At 43.9% G+C, this 18390-nt stretch carries 22 protein-coding genes; 17 read left to right on the forward strand and 5 right to left on the reverse strand.

The features are described from left to right. Positions 1 to 113 precede the first annotated feature (113 nt). The 4 genes from MKY63_RS20640 to MKY63_RS20655 form a co-directional block, all read right to left on the reverse strand. A complete protein-coding gene (locus tag MKY63_RS20640; protein ID WP_143758705.1) occupies positions 114 to 1040 on the reverse strand; it encodes an IS3 family transposase in 927 nt (308 codons plus the stop codon). Beyond that, positions 989 to 1306, reverse strand: a complete 318-nt coding sequence (locus MKY63_RS20645; RefSeq protein WP_036683594.1) for a transposase — start codon at positions 1304 to 1306, stop codon at positions 989 to 991. Before MKY63_RS20645 ends, MKY63_RS20640 begins: the two co-directional genes overlap by 52 nt. A 380-nt stretch (positions 1307 to 1686) precedes the next feature. Then, on the reverse strand, positions 1687 to 2991 hold the full coding sequence (locus MKY63_RS20650) for an MFS transporter (protein WP_081383403.1): 1305 nt from the start codon (positions 2989 to 2991) through the stop codon (positions 1687 to 1689). A 217-nt stretch (positions 2992 to 3208) separates the two neighbouring features. Continuing rightward, the gene (locus MKY63_RS20655; RefSeq protein ID WP_038572428.1) at positions 3209 to 3775 is read right to left on the reverse strand and encodes an XRE family transcriptional regulator; all 567 of its coding nucleotides are present in this window, start codon (positions 3773 to 3775) and stop codon (positions 3209 to 3211) included. A gap of 921 nt (positions 3776 to 4696) precedes the next feature. Between MKY63_RS20655 and MKY63_RS20660 the strand changes: the two genes are divergently transcribed. The 11 genes from MKY63_RS20660 (at position 4697) to MKY63_RS20710 (ending at position 13020) form a co-directional block, all read left to right on the forward strand. Further along, positions 4697 to 5284, forward strand: a complete 588-nt coding sequence (locus MKY63_RS20660; protein WP_036676255.1) for a sigma-70 family RNA polymerase sigma factor — start codon at positions 4697 to 4699, stop codon at positions 5282 to 5284. Positions 5285 to 5436: 152 nt separating this feature from the next. Then, positions 5437 to 5883, forward strand: coding sequence for a hypothetical protein (locus MKY63_RS20665; protein ID WP_051490909.1), 447 nt, complete (start codon positions 5437 to 5439; stop codon positions 5881 to 5883). 178 nt (positions 5884 to 6061) lie between these two features. Beyond that, the gene (locus tag MKY63_RS20670; protein ID WP_076127520.1) at positions 6062 to 6649 is read left to right on the forward strand and encodes a histidine phosphatase family protein; all 588 of its coding nucleotides are present in this window, start codon (positions 6062 to 6064) and stop codon (positions 6647 to 6649) included. Positions 6650 to 6738: 89 nt separating this feature from the next. Further along, on the forward strand, positions 6739 to 7824 hold the full coding sequence (locus MKY63_RS20675) for a hypothetical protein (RefSeq protein WP_076101463.1): 1086 nt from the start codon (positions 6739 to 6741) through the stop codon (positions 7822 to 7824). A gap of 245 nt (positions 7825 to 8069) precedes the next feature. Beyond that, entirely contained in the window at positions 8070 to 8249 is a 180-nt protein-coding gene (locus MKY63_RS20680) for an IDEAL domain-containing protein (RefSeq protein ID WP_036676261.1), read from the forward strand. A gap of 184 nt (positions 8250 to 8433) precedes the next feature. Continuing rightward, positions 8434 to 8853: a DUF2487 family protein gene (locus MKY63_RS20685; RefSeq protein WP_248548495.1), complete on the forward strand. Its 420-nt coding sequence runs from the start codon at positions 8434 to 8436 to the stop codon at positions 8851 to 8853. Between the two features lie 239 nt (positions 8854 to 9092). Then, positions 9093 to 9647: a ubiquinol-cytochrome c reductase iron-sulfur subunit gene (locus MKY63_RS20690; protein WP_076127525.1), complete on the forward strand. Its 555-nt coding sequence runs from the start codon at positions 9093 to 9095 to the stop codon at positions 9645 to 9647. A gap of 5 nt (positions 9648 to 9652) precedes the next feature. Then, complete coding sequence (locus MKY63_RS20695) at positions 9653 to 10324, forward strand: cytochrome b6 (protein WP_036676266.1); 672 nt, start codon at positions 9653 to 9655, stop codon at positions 10322 to 10324. A gap of 26 nt (positions 10325 to 10350) precedes the next feature. Then, the gene (locus MKY63_RS20700; RefSeq protein WP_076141309.1) at positions 10351 to 11223 is read left to right on the forward strand and encodes a menaquinol-cytochrome c reductase cytochrome b/c subunit; all 873 of its coding nucleotides are present in this window, start codon (positions 10351 to 10353) and stop codon (positions 11221 to 11223) included. Positions 11224 to 11314: 91 nt separating this feature from the next. Beyond that, positions 11315 to 11962, forward strand: coding sequence for a DUF1405 domain-containing protein (locus tag MKY63_RS20705; RefSeq protein ID WP_051490910.1), 648 nt, complete (start codon positions 11315 to 11317; stop codon positions 11960 to 11962). A gap of 155 nt (positions 11963 to 12117) precedes the next feature. Continuing rightward, a complete protein-coding gene (locus tag MKY63_RS20710; protein WP_339809742.1) occupies positions 12118 to 13020 on the forward strand; it encodes a sporulation protein YpjB in 903 nt (300 codons plus the stop codon). Positions 13021 to 13080: 60 nt separating this feature from the next. Here the strand turns inward: MKY63_RS20710 and MKY63_RS20715 are convergent, their stop codons facing one another. Continuing rightward, a complete protein-coding gene (locus MKY63_RS20715) occupies positions 13081 to 13950 on the reverse strand; it encodes a YitT family protein (RefSeq protein ID WP_076127532.1) in 870 nt (289 codons plus the stop codon). Positions 13951 to 14117: 167 nt separating this feature from the next. On the opposite strand from MKY63_RS20715, the gene MKY63_RS20720 reads away from it, so the two are divergent. The 6 genes from MKY63_RS20720 (at position 14118) to bshA (ending at position 18390) form a co-directional block, all read left to right on the forward strand. Further along, complete coding sequence (locus MKY63_RS20720) at positions 14118 to 14447, forward strand: nucleotide pyrophosphohydrolase (protein WP_036676271.1); 330 nt, start codon at positions 14118 to 14120, stop codon at positions 14445 to 14447. Between the two features lie 59 nt (positions 14448 to 14506). Then, complete coding sequence (locus MKY63_RS20725; RefSeq protein WP_036676272.1) at positions 14507 to 15028, forward strand: tetratricopeptide repeat protein; 522 nt, start codon at positions 14507 to 14509, stop codon at positions 15026 to 15028. Positions 15029 to 15062: 34 nt separating this feature from the next. Further along, complete coding sequence (gene dapB, locus MKY63_RS20730; RefSeq protein WP_036676273.1) at positions 15063 to 15866, forward strand: 4-hydroxy-tetrahydrodipicolinate reductase; 804 nt, start codon at positions 15063 to 15065, stop codon at positions 15864 to 15866. A 15-nt stretch (positions 15867 to 15881) separates the two neighbouring features. Continuing rightward, entirely contained in the window at positions 15882 to 16304 is a 423-nt protein-coding gene (gene mgsA / locus MKY63_RS20735) for a methylglyoxal synthase (protein ID WP_036676275.1), read from the forward strand. Beyond that, positions 16301 to 16993 carry a bacillithiol biosynthesis deacetylase BshB1 gene (gene bshB1, locus MKY63_RS20740; RefSeq protein WP_038572419.1) on the forward strand — a complete coding sequence of 231 codons (693 nt, stop codon included), beginning with the start codon at positions 16301 to 16303 and terminating at the stop codon, positions 16991 to 16993. Before mgsA ends, bshB1 begins: the two co-directional genes overlap by 4 nt. A gap of 236 nt (positions 16994 to 17229) precedes the next feature. After that, positions 17230 to 18390, forward strand: a complete 1161-nt coding sequence (gene bshA / locus MKY63_RS20745; protein WP_036676278.1) for an N-acetyl-alpha-D-glucosaminyl L-malate synthase BshA — start codon at positions 17230 to 17232, stop codon at positions 18388 to 18390.

An 18390-nucleotide genomic window follows, 5' to 3' on the forward strand; every position in this document is an offset into this window, starting at 1 on the left:
TAGAGAATCGCTGTTTTTTTGTTGGCTGCTTACTTCAACATGCCGCCGTCAGTATCGTCATCGGTATCGCCATCGGTATCACTATAATGGATCTCTGTCAAGAAAGTGGACAGTCACGCAACAGACATTCTAGTCAATTGCTCAGCAAAACGAACTGGAGAAAGATACCCCAGCGCGCCATGCATTCGCTTGCGGTTATAATAAAACTCAATATATTGAAAAAGTGTCTGGTAGGCTTGCTCCTTAGTTTTGAATCGTGGATTACAATAAATGAGCTCCTTTTTCAAAATGCTGTGCCACGACTCGATACAGGCGTTATCATAACAGTTACCTCTGCGGCTCATGCTGGACTCCATGCCATACGCTTTCAACTGCTTCGTATATTCATGAGAAGTATATTGAGAACCTCTATCGGAGTGATGTAATAGACCCTTTTCCGGTTGTTTAGCTTCGTAAGCATCTTGTAAGGCGCCCGAAATTAAGCTAGTTTCCATATGGTCCTCCAAGCGCCACCCCACGATTTCACGCGTGCAAAGGTCCATCACACTAGCCAGGTACAAGCGCCCTCCCCGGCAAGGAATGTACGTAATGTCGGTAACCCATACTGAATTGGGTTTGAGTATTTTAAATTGCTGGTTCAGCGTATTCGGGGCAATCGGATGGTCATGATTGGAGTCGGTGGTCTGTACGCGATACGTTTTGGAGACAATGGAGCGAAGCTTCATATGTCGCATGTACACACTCACCGTGCGTTCGGTAACGGTATAACCTTCTTGATGCAACAGGCGGGTGATCTTCGGACTCCCATACCGCTTTTGATGGTCTGCAAAATGATACTGAATTCGCTTCATTATCGCAGCCTTACGAAGCATATGCGTACTGGTTTTTTCTGTCCGCCACTTGTAGTACCCGCTCCGTGACACATGTAGGGTCATGCACATCTTCTCCAAGAGAAACTCGGAGCGATGTTTTTCAATAAACTGGAATCTCAGTTCCTTGGTTTGCTGAAGATGTGCACTGCTTTTTTTACGATCGCTAATTCCTCTTCCACATCAGCAATCTTGTTATCTTTTTCTTGAAGTTGTCGGCTCATTTCTTTCAACTGTGCCTCGAGTTCCCGTACTCGATCCACGCTAGCTGCCGGTTCATTCTTTAGTTCTCGATACTGACTCATCCATTGATGCAGGGTACTTTTTGGGATGTTGAGCTCTTCCGCCAAGTCGCCCACTGTCTTTGTTTGCTCTTGAATGAACTGCACTGTCTGTTTTTTAAATTCTTCGTTGTACCGTTGTCGATGTTCTCCCATGTGAACACACCTCCGTGGACTCATTATCGCCAGTCTGTTAACTACTGTCCACTTTTTATTCTAGCTTCATAAGTACCACCATAAGTACCAGTATAAGTACCACCTAGTACTTACGGACCCTAATGACGTTATTTGCTCGTTTTTTGCCTTTGAAGCAGTCTTTCGGACTCCACAGACGCTATTTCACATAAAGAGGCTTATATTGGGTGTTTTTCGTGCCAATAGCTACTATGCGGTCCGTTAGCATCCCAAATGCGGATTAATGCTGCATTTAAGGTCAACTGTGTCCGATAGCGTCTTAGTACAAGCTAAATGTTTTTTGATCAACGAAGCAAAGAAAGGAGTGCCGCAAAATGCTTCCGGATTAATACCCGAAGACTCTAATTTAGGTTTGGTTTGTTGCAACTGTTCCCCAACTCGCTTTCTTCATTTCGATCAGTATTTCTTCCAAGAAATTCTCTGGTACTTGAGTTTGTTTCTTCGTAACTAGCTTGGCTACCTACAAAACGATTTCTTGCTGCTCCTAGACCGACAATAAAGAGTAAGACCGAAGCTCCAAGCAGTATGAAAAGTGGCACGTTCCAACTATTTGTCGTGTCATGCAAATATCCTATAAGGGCAGGACCAATTGCGGCAAGCAGATATCCGATCGATTGCGCCATACCAGACAGTTCCGCTGCTTGATGCGCATTTTTAGTACGTAAACCGAAAAACATCATGGACAAGCTAAAGGCACAGCCTCCACCAATTCCGAGTATGATGATCCACAACAGAATGATGTTGGAGCTTCCGTAAAGCAGTCCGAGCGTTCCCGTCAAAAGCAAAATGGTTGTAATGAACACTAACGAACGTTGATTTGACATTCGCCCTGCAATAACGGGGACAATAAAGGTAAATGGAAGCAGTGCTAACTGCATTATTGAGAGGTACCATCCTGATTGGCTTGAGTCAATGCCTTGCTGTTTTAAAATTTCAGGCAACCATGCGATCAGCACATAGAAAATCATAGACTGCATCCCCATAAACAAGGTTACTTGCCAGGCAAGAGGGGAACGCCAAACATTCACATCATTGCCGGTCATCTGTTGACTCGTCGAGGCTGTTTGCTTCGTACGCTTCCTTAATTGAGGCAACCAGCAGAGGATCGATACAAAGCTTAGGATCCCCCAAATTCCCAATGCACCCTGCCATTTTAAACCTGCGTTTGCAGCTAGCGGTACACTGATTCCCGAGGCGATCGCTCCAGATAAACTCATTGAAATTGCAAATACACCAGTCATGGCACCGATTTTATTAGGGAAATCACGTTTGATTAAACTTGGCATTAATACATTACAAACGGCAATTGCAAATCCAAGAATTGCAGTTCCAATATACAGATTTGCAGCCCCAGATAAAGAACGTATTACAATTCCAACAGTCAAAAAGATCAGGGCAAACAAAATTAAAAGTTCAACTCCATACCTACGTCCTAGTTTTGGTACTAGAGGCGATAATAAAGCAAAGGTAAGTAAAGGTACCGTTGTGATCAAGCCTGCTAAAGTATTGGAAATATGAACGTCATCCCTTATGAGACCCACTAAAGGACCGACCGAGGTTAAGGGAGCACGTAAATTTGCGGCAATAATAATAATGCCGAGTAGTAGCAGCCCTAAAGATGATGGTACGAATTTTTTATTCGGCATTCTTCATTTTCCCTCCCAGAATTAATGCGTACTAATATCCGCGCGGACAATGAAAGTATAGTATAATATATTAAATTTAACAATAAGTATTTTAAAGTTTACTTTATTGAGATGGTTCTATAAATTGAAATGCTTATATTAGATAAAAAAATACAACTCAGAGTTTCCATTTAGAATGGAATACTGAGTTGCATGTAATAGGTGAAATTTTCGACTTTTAGAAACCATATTTTAAGGAGATATGGAGCACTGTTTCGCTATTCGTATGATTGGTATAAGAGTGAGGGCGATCTGCACGAAAACTGATCGTATCATATTGATTCAATGTGTACATCTCTCCATCGACTCGTATTTCAATGGAACCAGTCATTACTGTCGCAATTTCAGTTGTATTCACATGATGACCTTCAGGGTGATACGAACTATTTGGCTGTAAGTAAGCCCGACACATTTCAATATCGTTGCTTACATTTTTAAAGACGGGTTCTATGATCCAATTCTTTTGATCATTAGAAAACCGAAGACCTTCGCCTGCTCGATACAAACTAACAGGGTCTTCAGATTTGAACAAAGCTAATAGGGGCAAAGATATGCCTTTTGAAATTTTCCATATTATCGCCAAAGTTGGGTTTGTCTCGCCACGTTCGATATTCCCCAGAGTAAGTTTACTTACGCCCGTTAATTCCGCTAAGTCGTCTAAGCTCATGTTTTTTTCTTTTCTGTACTTTTTCAAGGCACCGCCGATTTGTAGTACCAGTTGTTTTGATTCATCGATTTCATCCATTTCAAATTCACCTCAACAAATAACTTTATAGCTAGTATATTGTTTATCCTGACTCTTTTCCATACGATTAGGATTAGAGGGTGGATTACACACGCAGCTATGCAAATGACGTCTATGTAACGAACCTGCCCGTAGGCTTATCACCTTCCCCGGTTTAATCCTTTATTTTTGCAAAAGGAAGGATACCAATGGGGTGAGCGCAGAGGAGGCTATATTTGTAGTGATCATCCAATGAATGACGTACAAGAGAGCCGTAACGCAGGGCTGCAAGACATTTGGAAATGTAATGAGCATATCCCTCTTCAAGTGGACGTAGACGGGGTAATAGATAATTGTGGGGATTTGTGGAAGCTAATTCGCTCGCTATAGTAAAATAATCTAATATAGATCATCTAAAAAAAGGTAGAGCGCTTTCAGGACAAAAAAAGACCGCTTACAAAGTAAGCGGCTACAGTTCACAATAAATTGGAACCGTTAAGTATTGGATAGGAGTGGAGAGAAACCATACTGTACTTTTATTATATGTATACGTTTACATTTTGTCAACAGTTTTTAAAAATTGATAAATGTGTTATTTTTAAAGCCGGATTCTAAGTCAGAAATCCAATGTCGGGTCTTGCTGGCGAGTCGACCTATCTAAAGTCTATTAATGTCATCCTATGAGAATATGTGGTACAATAGAGCAGGTATGTTTCTAGATTCGTTTCTATATTTATGTAAAATTAGAAGTATGCCTTATTTCTTTTTGTCTTCTTCATATACATCATGCCTTAATTATCGGGTAGTTGAATATACATAGGTGTATTTCATAAAAAAACTAAAAATTTGCAGTAACACCGCAACTTTTAAAGCCCAAACCGGTATAATAAGTACGGACCGGATGGGAAAAGACGTGCAAGGGCGAGGAGGGCCAATCTCACCATGACGGATTCCCAGTTGATCCAGCAAATCAAACAAGGAAACACGGAATTATATTCAGAATTAATGCGTCGTTATCAACGTAAAATACTAGCATTTGTATATCATATGCTTAGAAATTCACATATGGAGCTTATCGCAGAGGACCTTTGTTCGGAGACCTTCTACAAGGCATTTCGTAGCTTGCATTCCTTTCGAGAGGTAGATGCTTCATTCTCAACATGGCTGTACACTATCGCCCGCAACACTGTTCTAAGTGAGCTTCGCAAGAACCGTGCCGGTAATGTATCTCTGGAAGAGAGTGGATATACACCAGTAGCACCGTTTGAAGTTGCACCCGAGCAGGCTGCATTGCGCAATGAACGGATGAATTTGGTCCGTGAGGCGATAAATAATCTTCCCGAAAAACAACGCTCTGCACTTATCCTACGTGAATATGATCAAATGGACTATCAAGAAATCGCAGAAATTTTAGATCAGAGTGTAAGCTCAGTGAAATCATTATTGTTTCGTGCCAGGAGTAGTGTGAAGCTTCAACTCGAATCCTATTTCAATGAGCCTGAAGTTGAAGAGCAGGTTGAGAGGGTGTAAGGCGAATGAATTGCAGGGAAGCGCAAGAATGTATTCCGCTCTTGTGGGACGCTCCCCCCACACATCCTAGGCGGATTTTACTTGAAAGACATATTGAAACTTGTCCTTACTGCGCTGCAGAATGGGCTCTATGGCAAGAGAGCAGCCTGCTTATGCAAGATTTGAGGGAAGAGATCAGTGAAGAGCGTGCTGAAGCCATAAATGTTAAGGTCATGGAGCGGATTTATTTAGAGAGTCCATGGTTGATGCCCGGTGACGGGAAATCTGCTGGGACCTCTGCTATTGTTCGCCATCGGCTTAGCTTATGGATCGCATGCTTTCTGGCAATATTTCTGTCCAGCGTTCTTTATTTTACGATGTTCAGAACTCCAGGTGATGCAGTTGTTGCTCAGAGTGGAATTGTGGAGACAGGTGTCGCTGGATCCTCGATGGAATGGCAATCAACGTATCCAATTTTGGGCTCTGAAGGTGGGATCATTGAACCCCTTGTAGTAAGTATGGGACCCACTCATCCTCAATACTGGATGATGTTATCAATGTTAGGTGTAGGCTTTGCAGTATTTTCATTAACTAGGCTGAATCGTTATCGCCGATCATAGAGGGTTATTAGACGTATGTCTTTGCTTCCGTTGTTTATAATATTCAGAACATTGAATGAGTCCCTTTACTTAATGTAATGAGGGGCTTTTTGCATTGTAAAACTCATAAAAAGAAGACTTTTTATTTCATCCATGTTACATTAAGAGACAAATACTTTGCTGAAAAGGGGGAGGCAACATGCTAATCGGCTTGATACGCCATGGATTGACGGACTGGAACGCGATAGGGAAAATACAGGGACAAAGTGATATTCCACTTAATGATGAAGGACGGATGCAAGCTGCAATGCTTGCTGACCGCTTATTACAGGAACCGTACAGCTGGGACTGCTGCGTTACTAGTAATCTTTCCCGCGCTGCTGAGACCGGTAAGATTATTGCTGACAAGTTAGGGATTCCGCTATTAGAACCTGATCAGCGTATCCGGGAACGTGCTTATGGGCAGGTAGAAGGGCTTACTGCCGCAGAACGTGAAGAGAAGTGGGGTAAGGAATGGAGCCAGCTCTCCCTCGGTCAAGAAACCGACGAACAGCTTCAGGCGCGGGCTCTTGCTTTTATGGAAGATATTTCTGCATTGCATCCCAATCGGAATATACTCGTCATATCCCATGGAGGATTTCTTGCTCAGCTGTATACTGCTCTTTACAAGGATAAGTATTCTGAACGAATTGGCAATCTATCCTTGACGATTCTGGAGAAGAAAGAGCGGGAATGGAACCCTATTTTATATAATTGTACTCGCCATATCCTGCAAAATCAGCATTAACCCGGGCTTCGGGTTATTTTTTTTGCAATAAAGGGAATAAAATAGGCAGTATTCCCCATAATGGTAGTAAAACGGTGAGGCGATAAAACATGAATCTGGCGGATATGCTTACTTATGCAGATATTGGACAGCTGACCGCCATAGCGGGCCGCTACCGGTGTGAATGCAAACAGAATTCCAAACACGACTTGATCCAAAGTATTTTGATTATGCTTGGAAGCAGAAGTTTTATGGAGTCTCATATCCGGGAATGCGCTCCGGAGGATTTAAGGTTTTTGAATACATTGCTTTTTGATGAACGCACCTACTTTAGTCTTGAGGATTTGTTGGCTGTGGCAAGGCAAGCGTCTTTTGATGCACCTGAAGGAAAAACTGGAGGTTTCCGGGAGATGGTCTCTCGCTTCAAGAGTGGAGGCTGGCTCTTTAGTGGTTCCTCACAGCAGACCAGATATTTGTACCAGGTACCCAAAGATTTAAAAGAGCGTTTCCGGGAGACGATGAGTGCGCATATCAAAGAGAGCATCGCAACTAGCCCTGAACCTGTGATGTATCGCAGTGAAGGAGAATTAATGATCAGTGATCTGGTAATGCTGCTGAGATATATTAAGGACAATGAGCCAGAACTGAATCAGGAAGGGGCAATGTATAGGCGTTATCAGCAAGGTGTGATGAACGCGCTTCATATTCCGGAGGAGCTTCTTAGCAAAGGCGGTTGGAGGTTTGGTTATGGGAGAGCTTGTGAGCATTATCCTCCAAGATTTGCGCTTTTGTATGACTATATTCGTCACCGCCGCTGGATCTCTGAGGAAGGCTTCCGGCTAAGGCTTACTGCGACCGGTGAGGCTGTGTTAAACGATGGAAAATGTGATTCGTTGATGCAGATATTCTCTTTTTGGTTAAGACTATATAAAGGGGCTGTGCCAAATCTACCTTCACTTGTGTATTGGATAAGCATCAGCGCCGGTAATTGGGTGACAGTACCTTCTTTAGTGGATGGTGTGGGGTGGCTAATTAAACCGTTTTATTATGACAGTGCTGCTTCTATTCTAGAGCAACGTATAATACGGATGATGGTGCACCTAGGGATGCTTAAATTGGGCGAGACTTCTGGTGGACTCGCTGTGATGATGACGCCATGGGGGATAGAGACAGCCGTGCCTAAGTATCTTCGGTAGAGGTGCGTGTGCGAAATGCTTATGGGGATTACATACGCAGATGTAGGAATCCGTTATTGTTGCTGATGGGTACAATAGAGGAAGTATTGAGCGGAATGGGCAAATATGTAGAACGAAGACAGGATTGATGAATATGCTTTAGTAGGTGCCGATTCTCTTGAAACCGAAAACATAATCATCTTGATGGATATCAAAATATCAAATAACAAGAAAAAAGGATCTCTTAAACAGCGGAGGTGTATCGAATGGACAAAATGAAGGCTACGTATGAAGTGATGCTAGGACTTGCGGCAGAAATGGTGTGGGATGAAGCGCTGCGAAAGCGTCGCTCCGACATCTTGCACCGTGAGATTGACACGGCGCTGGCTACCGGAGATGAGATGGCTTTCCGAAATCTTACTGAGGAACTTAAAAGTTTGGCATAAAGAAATGCGCTTAGCGCATTTCTTTTTTTGCTTATAATCTACTCAATTTGCTTAATCGAACGAAAATATAAAATCTAAATCTGGACGTTCCTCCTCCTCCTTCAATATAATGGGTTCTATAACTTCAGGAAGCTTTGCGAAAGTACGGAAAAATTAACAATTATACATAGGGAGATGAATGGGAATGAAATTCAGCGATTTTGAAGTGGACACTTGGGAAGAAAATCAAAAATTCTATGATACATGTCTCATACCTTTTACAGGATTAAGTGGACTTGAGAGTCCTCCTGAGACCGTTCAGGCACTCGAAAGATTACGTAATTTCATGGATATGGTGGAAATACCGTTCAAAGGGCGGATCGTGACTTACCCAGCCATTCAGTACGCTGGAGAGGGCTATGTGAATTTAATTAATGAGATTTGCCAAAAAGTCAAATCCAGTGGTTTCCAGCATGTAGTGGTGTTGACAGCGGATGTACCTCTCCAAGAAGGCCAAATCTATGAAAGCGATTTAGTTCTCTCTCTGCCTATCATTGAGGCTTCTCATGAAGGGAAGAATGACAGTGAAATTAGGATGAAAATTCAAGACATGTGGCGGAGATGAACTCCTTATAAATGTGACAGAAAATCAACAATTATAGGTTGAAATCGCTTTTTAGCCTGTCACAAATTAGACAATATTCTTGACGGGTTTTGGAGCCTAAGCTATTATTAGGTTGAATCCAAATGGTATGTGATGTATTTCATTGAAAAGATTTGAAAACGGATTATTTATATTGAGACATCTCTGATCGGACACCACAGATACTTTCTTATATCTTGAGAAGGGGGTTATATAACAGTATGAGCAGCCATAATGAACAACAGGAGACATGGCCTGAACAACCACCCAGCCGTAAAGAGATGTCGCGCAGGCAATTTTTGACCTACACGCTTGGTGGCGCCACTGCTTTTATGGGGGCGGGTACAATTCTCCCCATGGTCCGTTTTGTCGTGGATCCGATATTACATAAGAAGGGTGCTGGAGATTTTATCAAGGTTGCTGAGATAAGCAAAATCACCGAAGAGCCCCAGGAATTTACTTTTGAATTGAAACAGAAGGACGGATGGTACGACAGTACAGCGACACTCACTGCGTGGATCCGGAAAGACGCGAAGGGTGATATTTATGCGCTTTCACCGATCTGTAAACATTTGGGATGTACGGTCGGGTGGAACAACGATAAAGCTCATCCGGACGAATATCACTGCCCATGCCATGGTGCACGTTATACAAAGCTTGGCAAAAATCTCGAAGTTGCTCCTAAGCCGCTTGACCAGTATAAAACGAAATTCGATAACGGGTGGGTGCTTTTGGGAGACATTGTGCCAAATACAGTAGCTCGTGAGGAGGCGTAGTTCTGATGTTTAAAAATGTCTATAACTGGATTGACGAACGTCTGGATGTTACGCCGATTTGGAGAGACGTGGCCGATCACGAGGTTCCTGAGCATGTTAATCCGGCCCATCATTTCTCTGCGTTCGTGTATTGCTTTGGCGGACTGACCTTTTTTATCACTGTCATTCAGATTTTATCAGGTATGTTCTTAACGATGTATTATGTTCCGGACATTATTAATGCTTATGCTAGTGTTGAGTATTTGCAGACAAGTGTTGCATTTGGACAGATTGTCCGCGGGATGCATCACTGGGGCGCAAGTCTAGTAATTGTTATGATGTTCCTTCATACAATGCGCGTCTTCTTTACAGGCTCTTACAAAGCGCCGCGCGAGATGAACTGGGTAGTTGGAATGCTGATTTTCTTCGTAATGTTGGGACTTGGTTTAACAGGTTACTTGTTGCCTTGGGATAATAAAGCTTATTTTGCAACAAAGGTAACTCTTGAAATAGCCAATTCTGTTCCAGTGATGGGGCCGGTGCTGAAGGAACTGATGCAAGGTGGAACGATTGTTGGTGCCGAAACCTTAACTCGTTTTTTCGCACTACATGTATTCTTCCTCCCAGCGGTGCTTCTTAGTCTGCTCGTAGGACACTTTATTATGATCCGCAGACAAGGGATTTCCGGACCGTTGTAAGTTAATCTGAGAGAGGAGGAATACGGATGGCGCATGGAAACAATTCTAAGGAAAAGGTTGTATATGTCGGTGATTCCAGAGTTCGCAGAGGGAACGGATTTATCACACCTCCGGACTACACGGCTTACCCCGGCAAATCGGAAGCCTTTATCCCTAACTTTCTACTGAAGGAATGGATGGTCGGAGTCGTTGTACTTGTAGGAATATTAGTCCTTACTATTTCAGAGCCAGCTCCGCTAGGTTTTCCAGCAAATGCTAGTGCTACGGTTATCCCGATTCCTGACTGGTATTTCTTGTTCCTCTATCAGTATTTGAAGCTCCCATATGCTTCAGGCGATTATATCGTTCTGGGTACACTAGGAGTTACTGGTGTGGCTTTTGGTTCACTTCTGTTGGCTCCTTTTCTGGATACGGGTAGAGAGCGTCGCTTTTACCGTAGACCGATTGCTTCATCTTTAATGTTCTTGTCACTTGCAGCGATTGTTTATTTGACCAATACAGCCTGGACTGAATACAAACATGAAATGGCTGAAACGGGTCAGATTCCTGAAGATGTTCAACGGGAAGAAAAGGCGGCGGAGAACAGGGCTAAGGGTCTTCCAACCTCCAGTGCCGTTAAGTCAAAAGAAGTAGCGATTGTGGACAAGGATGATCCTGCTATGGGACTCTTCAAGCAAGCCACTTGTATCTCCTGTCACGCAGCAGATTTGAAAGGGGCGGGCGGTCCTTCACTTCGTGGAGTTGGAGACACCCATGACAAAGAAGCAATCCTTACTATTATAAAAGAGGGTCAAGGGCAGATGCCAAAAATGTACGATACCGCTTTGGGAGCAGGTCTATCAGAAGCGGATATTGATACCTTGGCCGGCTGGCTTGCCAAACAAAAAAGCGAACAGTAAAATAATGATAACGCAACCTGATCGTGCATGCGGTCAGGTTTTTGTATGTCTAAATGCGAAGTGCCATTACTTGGGGAGGTTAATAATCTGTATGCCAGTTCATTGGTTTAACAAACTGTTTAAGAACCGGGGAATTATCTGGTTGTTATTTATCGTAAATTTCCTGGGTACAATTTATGGTTACATATGGTATGGCAATCAACTGGAGTTCACTGCGGCTAATTATCCACACTGGCTGCTTCCATTTGTTCCGGATAGTCCAACCGCAAGTTTGTTTTTTACCTTGGCTCTGTTGCTGATGCTTTTCCCTCCAAAAAGCTACACAGGAAACAATGTAAGGGAACTTATTGAGGCTTTGGCGGTCGTTACGTCAGTGAAGTACGGGATATGGGCAGTGAGTATTATTTTTGCCGGGGGTTATCACGGTGATGTTTTGGTTTGGAAAGATTGGATGCTGGTAATCTCCCATACGGGGATGGCAGTTGAAGCATTGATTTATGCGAGGTTTTTTTCTTTCCGCAAAATGATTCCATTAGCCCTGCTTTGGACACTCGCCAACGATATGCTGGATTATTCTTACGGAATCTATCCGTGGTTACCTTCTGTTTTGAACGATTATGTTATACAGGTACAGTACTTTACAATGGCGCTTACGCTGCTTAGTGTTGCAGCTGCTTGGTTGTTTAGTAGAAGACAAAGACCGGTAGAGTCAATCTATCAGTTCAAGAATAGACGTTAGTAAGCAGTTCTATCCCTTGTCCCCCTGCCATACATTTAGAATTATAAGAAGTATAAGTTTTATACTATGCTTTATCCTTATAATTTTACGAGAAACGAATATCGTCTTTAAAAGACGACAACGTCGTTTCTTCTTAAGTAGGAGGGGGATGTCTCATGCTCCGCGGGAGATATTATGTAGTGGTTGTTCTAGTATTCTGCTGGCTGCTGTCCAGTATGGATGTTGTAAAGGCTTCAGCAGCGCTAGGGGATGCTGGTGAAGGGTCTGGCAAAGCTTCGAAGCAAAGCGCCAACGTTAGTTCGGGCAACGGTTTGGCAGTAATGAGCGGAAAGACCGGAGCGCAGCAGCTGGAACAAGCTGCTGAGGCATTGTATGGGTATGTTTTGGAAGGGGATGTAATGAAGGTCCGACAGGAGACCGAAGCGATCTCCAAGATCTTTGTGTCCTCATCCTTTGAAGGAATGACCTCTGTGGAGGGTATTAATGCATTGTCAGGGGTCATTATGGACCTGAAGGCTACCGTGGCAGGCGCGAAAATAAATCCACAGCAATGGGAAGCGGCAGCCGCCAAGCTACGTCTAGCTGCCAACAGTCTTAATCATCCGCGCCAGCCTATTTGGCTTCAGTACTACAAGCTGATTCGCGAGGATTTAAATGCGATGGAGCAAAGTGCGGTTGCAAATGATTTGGCGGGCTGGAAAACAGCTCTGGAAAGACTGCAGGGCAGGTATGATAACATCCGGCCGGCAGTGATTGTCTCCTGCCAGCCTGAAGTTGTGAATGCTTTTGATTCCTGGCTCTCATATGCGGCCGGCATTCCTTCGTCCTCACAAAAGGTTGAACGTGCCCGCCTGCTTGAAATTGTATCTTATGGTCAGGATGCGGTAAGAGTAATGTTCGGAAAAGAGAAGGATGAACCTGCTTTGTCCTTGCCGCTGGCATCGCAAGAATTTGGGATTTGGGGAGGGTTAGCCGCAAGCTTCATTATAGCTGCGTTAGCCTATGTAGCCTATCGCAAGTACCGTGGTCAGAATCAGCATTGGAAGCCGATTCCGTAGGGTGAAATTATAAACAGTAAAAAGGAGTGTGGGCTTGAAATGGCCTACACTCCTTTTTATTTAGGTTTCTCGAAAGCCTTCTCCATGTACGTCGTGTACATCGCTAATAATTACGAAGGCGCGTGGATCAACGGATTTGACCAGCAGACTTAGCCGGCGGATTTCTTGCCTTGAGACTACACAGTACACCATATATTTGGCTTGCTTGGAATAAGCACCGATCGCAGGGATGAGGGTTACACCACGGTCCATTTCGGCTGTAATCAGATCGGCAATTTGTGGTGCTTCATCACTGATAATTGTAAATGCCTTGGCAGCATAGGCGCCTTCTTGGATAAAATCTATCACTCGTGATGAGATAAAAACTGCGACGAGTGTGTAAAGTATTTTTTCTTTAGGAATGTAGAGGATGGAAGAGCCAATAATAATAATGTCGATGGCCAAAATAATCTGCCCCATGCTCCAGCCAAAATTCCGTCCCAGAATTCTTGCGACAATATCAACACCACCTGTTGTACCCCCAAATCGGAATACAAGCCCAAGCCCCGTTCCAAGCGTTACTCCTGCGTACAGTGCCGCAAGAATAAAGTCGTGTTCGGTACTGAAGGGGATAATCCATCCCGCAGTAATCATTCGTTCGAAAACCCACAGGAAAAAGGTCAGCGCCCCGATCCCTACACCTGTATACACAATTTGCCGCCCGCCTAGGACTTTCCAGCCCAGCAGAAACAAAGGAAGGTTGATCAGCAGTGTGGATAAAAAGATGGGAATACTAAAGGCATAATTAAGGAGAAGTGTGATCCCGGTTACGCCGCCTTCCATCAACTGATTAGGAATGATGAAATACAGTAGCCCGAAGGCATATACTGCGGCTCCGAGCAAGATGGGAGCGACTGTCTTGCTGATTGTAATTACCTTTTTTGAATTCATGAAATCCCTCGTTAGGCCTTTTGTAGGCAGTTTTTCTTTTCCTATAATAAGTATACCTTTTCTTGCGTGTGTTAAAATATTCAAAAAAGATTGTCTTCAAAACGTCTTTACGATAACATAGGGGCAAACAGAAGGCAAGATATACAGAGGGGGAGAAGTTACATTTTATGGACAAAAGTCTTGGTGACATACAGCGTGAAGTAGACGCTTATATATCGCAGTTTAAGGAAGGGTACTTCAGTCCACTCTCTATGCTGGCCCGCATGTCCGAGGAAGTCGGAGAACTGGCTAGAGAGGTCAATCACGAGTTCGGCGAGAAGCCTAAGAAGTCTGATGAAGCTGAGAATTCCATTGAACTTGAACTGGGAGATATTCTGTTTATTACCGTTTGTTTTGCAAATTCTCTAGGGATAGACCTGACGGAAGCGCATAATAAGGTAATGCATAAATTTAATACCCGTGATGCGGGACGTTGGACACCGAAAGACACCGATTAGGCCTCTATAACATATGCTGTACCAAACGAACGGGATTTAGCCGTGAGGATGGTGTGTATATGGATCATAAGGATTATGTAAGAGAGGCTTACCGCTCGATATTGCGCAGTGACTTTGCCGAAGCTATTGTTTGCTTCGAGTCTGCAATTGCAGCAAGCCCTGCTGATGCCGAGGTTAGATATCGTTGTTCCATAACGTATGCCCGCAGTGGTATGCTAGATAAAGCTTTAGTTCATGCTCAGGCTGCTGTAAAGCTGGACACCAGCAAACCTGAGTATAGTCTGCATCTGCAGCATTTGCAGGCTATGATGCATGTACAAGAAGCCAAACGGTTGATAGAAGATGAAGACAACAAAACTCGCAACCCTTATCATCCGATTACACTGCTCAAAGAGGCTATTACCCTTGATCCATTATATGGGGATGCTTATGTATGGCTTGCTATCGCGCATAGCCGAGTGAATGAACATTTACAAGCTATGACTGCCTTAAAAGAAGTGATTTCGTTACATCCGGATGATTCTGGCTTGCGGGAATTGATGAGAGACCTTCAGAAATCCATACAATCGTATATGCAATAACTATATAACTAGTGAGAGCGAGGATGGAAAAAATATGAATAACAAGATCAGGGTCGTTGTATCCGGCGCAGGCGGAAGAATGGGTAAAGAGGTTGTTAAACTTGTATTGCAGGACGAAGAGCTGGAGTTAGCAGCAGCAGTAGATCGTTCTTCGGGCGATATTGATGCAGGGCGTCTGGTAGGTCTGGAAGACTCAGGCGTTATTGTAACTTCTGATCTTGAGGCCGCCCTCGCGGGAAGCAATGGAGATGTCCTTGTGGATTTCACTACACCGCAGTCAGCGTATACGAATACAGCGCTAGCTATTAAGTACGGAGTGCGTCCGGTTATCGGTACAACCGGATTCACACCGGAGCAGATGGTGGAACTGGACAAGCAGTGTCAAGAACAGGGGATTGGCGGACTTATTGCTCCGAATTTCTCCATTGGAGCTATTCTATTGATGAAATTTGCGGCACAAGCTTCAAAGTACTTCCCGCATCTGGAAATTATAGAGTATCATGGTGACCAGAAACTGGATGCTCCATCCGGAACTGCGGTCAAAACCGCAGAAATGATTTCGGAAGTTCGTGAGGAACTTCGTCAAGGTAATCCTAAAGAGGAAGAAACCATTGAAGGTGCCCGTGGTGGTTACTATAACGGATTCCGGATACATAGTGTCCGTCTTCCTGGTGTGTTTGCTCAAGAAGAAGTGATTTTTGGTGGATTCGGACAATCCTTGAAGATTCGCCATGATTCTTATGAGCGTGCAGGATATATGCCAGGCGTTAAGATGGGTATTGAAAAGGTAATGGGATATACAGGCTTGATCTATGGATTCGAGCACTTTATAGAATAGACAGGAGAGAACACCATGTTAAAGATCGCATTTATTGCCCACGATCGTAAAAAAGATGAAATCGTAAATTTTGTACTAGCTTATGAACATGTGTTTGAAGGTCATGAACTTTTTTCTACAGGGACTACTGGCCAACGGATTATGGATGTAACTAACTTAAAAATTCATCGTTACATGTCTGGTCCATTAGGTGGAGATCAGCAAATCGGTGCAATGGTAGCACAGGATGAACTGGATCTTATTATTTTCATGCGTGATCCATTAATGGCGCAGCCACATGAACCTGATATTTCAGCTCTGCTTCGTCTGTGTGACGTATACGGGATACCGGTAGCTACGAATATTGCCACAGCGGAGGTTCTTGTGAAGGCGATTGATCGTGGTGATTTTGCTTGGCGTGCACTGGTTCACAAATACAAACCAGGTGTTGATGAATGAAGCTGGACATTCTTGTATTTGGTGCGCATGCAGATGATGCGGAGATTGGTATGGCAGGAACAATTGCGAAACATACCGCTGCGGGACTTAAGGTGGGACTTTGCGATTTAACAGCCGCCGAAATGTCATCGAACGGTACAGTAGAACTTCGCAAGCAAGAAGCGCAGCAAGCTGCAGACCTTCTCGGAGCATCCGTGCGGACAAACCTGGGTCTGCCGGATAGAGGGCTTTTTATTACAGCAGAGCATGTGGCGGCTGTGACTGCTGAAATTCGCCGCTTTTCTCCTACGATAGTTTTTGCTCCTTATTGGGAGGATCGTCATCCCGATCATATCGCCTGTAGCAAGCTGGTGGAAGAGGCTGTTTTTAATGCCAAGCTACGTAAATATATGCCGGACAAGCCGGCAATTCCTGCTCCACAGCTGTACTTCTATTTTATCAATGATTTAGGACGTACCGATCTTATTGTTGATGTTACTGAGCAATATGGCTTGAAGGAGCAGGCGTTGTCCTGCTATCGCTCGCAGTTCACCAAACCTCCGGGTGAGGATGCTGTATCCACACCGTTAACGGAAGGCTACATTGAACGAGTCCGTTCGAGAGATATGCTGCTTGGCCAGCGCAGGCTGATTCCTTATGCAGAAGGGTTTGCAACCAAGGTACCTCATACGGTGGAATTGTTTACTTAAGGAACGGATATAACGAAGTTTGTATGATAATATAATAAGCTGATTATGATTGATCCAGGAGCGCTTGGAATTAATACGCCATTGCGCTCCTGAGAGCTTTTTTTGAACAGCTTAGAGAAATGAAGTCCTGTGTGATTTTGAAAGAAACGGTGTTCGCTTCGCTTTTTTGAAAGCGGCCGACAAACAATAGATGATTCATTACACGAATCAATACTGGAGAAGAAGGAGACAGGAAGATGGATCGTATGCTAAAAATAGGAATTACCTGTTATCCGTCTCTTGGCGGTTCAGGCGTAGTTGCGACTGAATTAGGTAAACTCTTGGCCGAGAAGGGTCATGAAGTTCATTTTATTACACATAGTATCCCGTTCCGGTTGGGAACGTTTCAGAAAAATATTTTTTACCATGAGGTAGAAGTAAACGATTATTATGTATTCCGCTATCCCCCGTACGATCTAGCGCTTGCTACGAAGATGGCTCAGGTTGCCAAAATGCAAAATCTGGATCTTCTCCATGTCCACTATGCAGTGCCACACGCAGTGTGTGCTTTCCTTGCAAAGCAAATGCTTGGGAACGATATGAAGGTTGTAACGACTTTGCATGGTACGGATATAACGGTGCTTGGTCAGGATGAATCGCTTAAAGATTTGATTCGTCTGGGGATTAATGAAAGTGATGCTGTTACAGCGGTCTCTCAGGATCTTATTAGAGAAACACGGGACGTACTCGATATTACCCGCGACATTGATCTCACTTATAACTTCGTGGATCATCGGGTTTATTATCCGCGTGATGTAACGGATCTGCGGGGAGATTTCGCAGCGCCTGATGAGAAGATTCTGATGCATATCAGTAACTTCCGTCCTGTAAAAAGAGTCAGCGATGTTGTTGACGTATTTGCCAAAGTGAATCGTGAACTGCCTTCACGCCTGCTGCTTGTAGGTGAAGGTCCGGATCTTCCCAAAATTCAAGCCAAAATTAGCGAAATGGGTCTGGAAGATAAAGTTCGTTTTCTGGGAAGGCAGGATGAAATCGCTCAGGTGATCTCTTTAGCTGATCTGCTTCTGCTACCTTCCGAGAAGGAAAGCTTTGGTCTGGTTGCTCTGGAAGCAATGGCTTGTGGCGTACCGACTATTGGCTCGCAAACCGGAGGCATCCCTGAGCTTATAGAGCATGGAAAGACTGGATTCCTTGCACCGATTGGCGATACAACAGCTATGGCTAAATATGCAGTTAAGCTCCTTTCGGATGAACGTATGGTGCAACAGTTCAGAGAAGCTTGTTTACAAACAGCCTGCAAAGATTTCTGTAAGGATTCAATAACGAAACAATATGAAGATATTTATTACCGGGTGCTGGGGCGCAAGGTACTTGGACTGGACCCAGTTCGGGGGTAA

This window comes from Paenibacillus sp. FSL R7-0189 (assembly GCF_037969925.1).
In the GTDB taxonomy this organism is placed as follows: Bacteria; Bacillota; Bacilli; order Paenibacillales; family Paenibacillaceae; genus Paenibacillus_AQ; species Paenibacillus_AQ odorifer.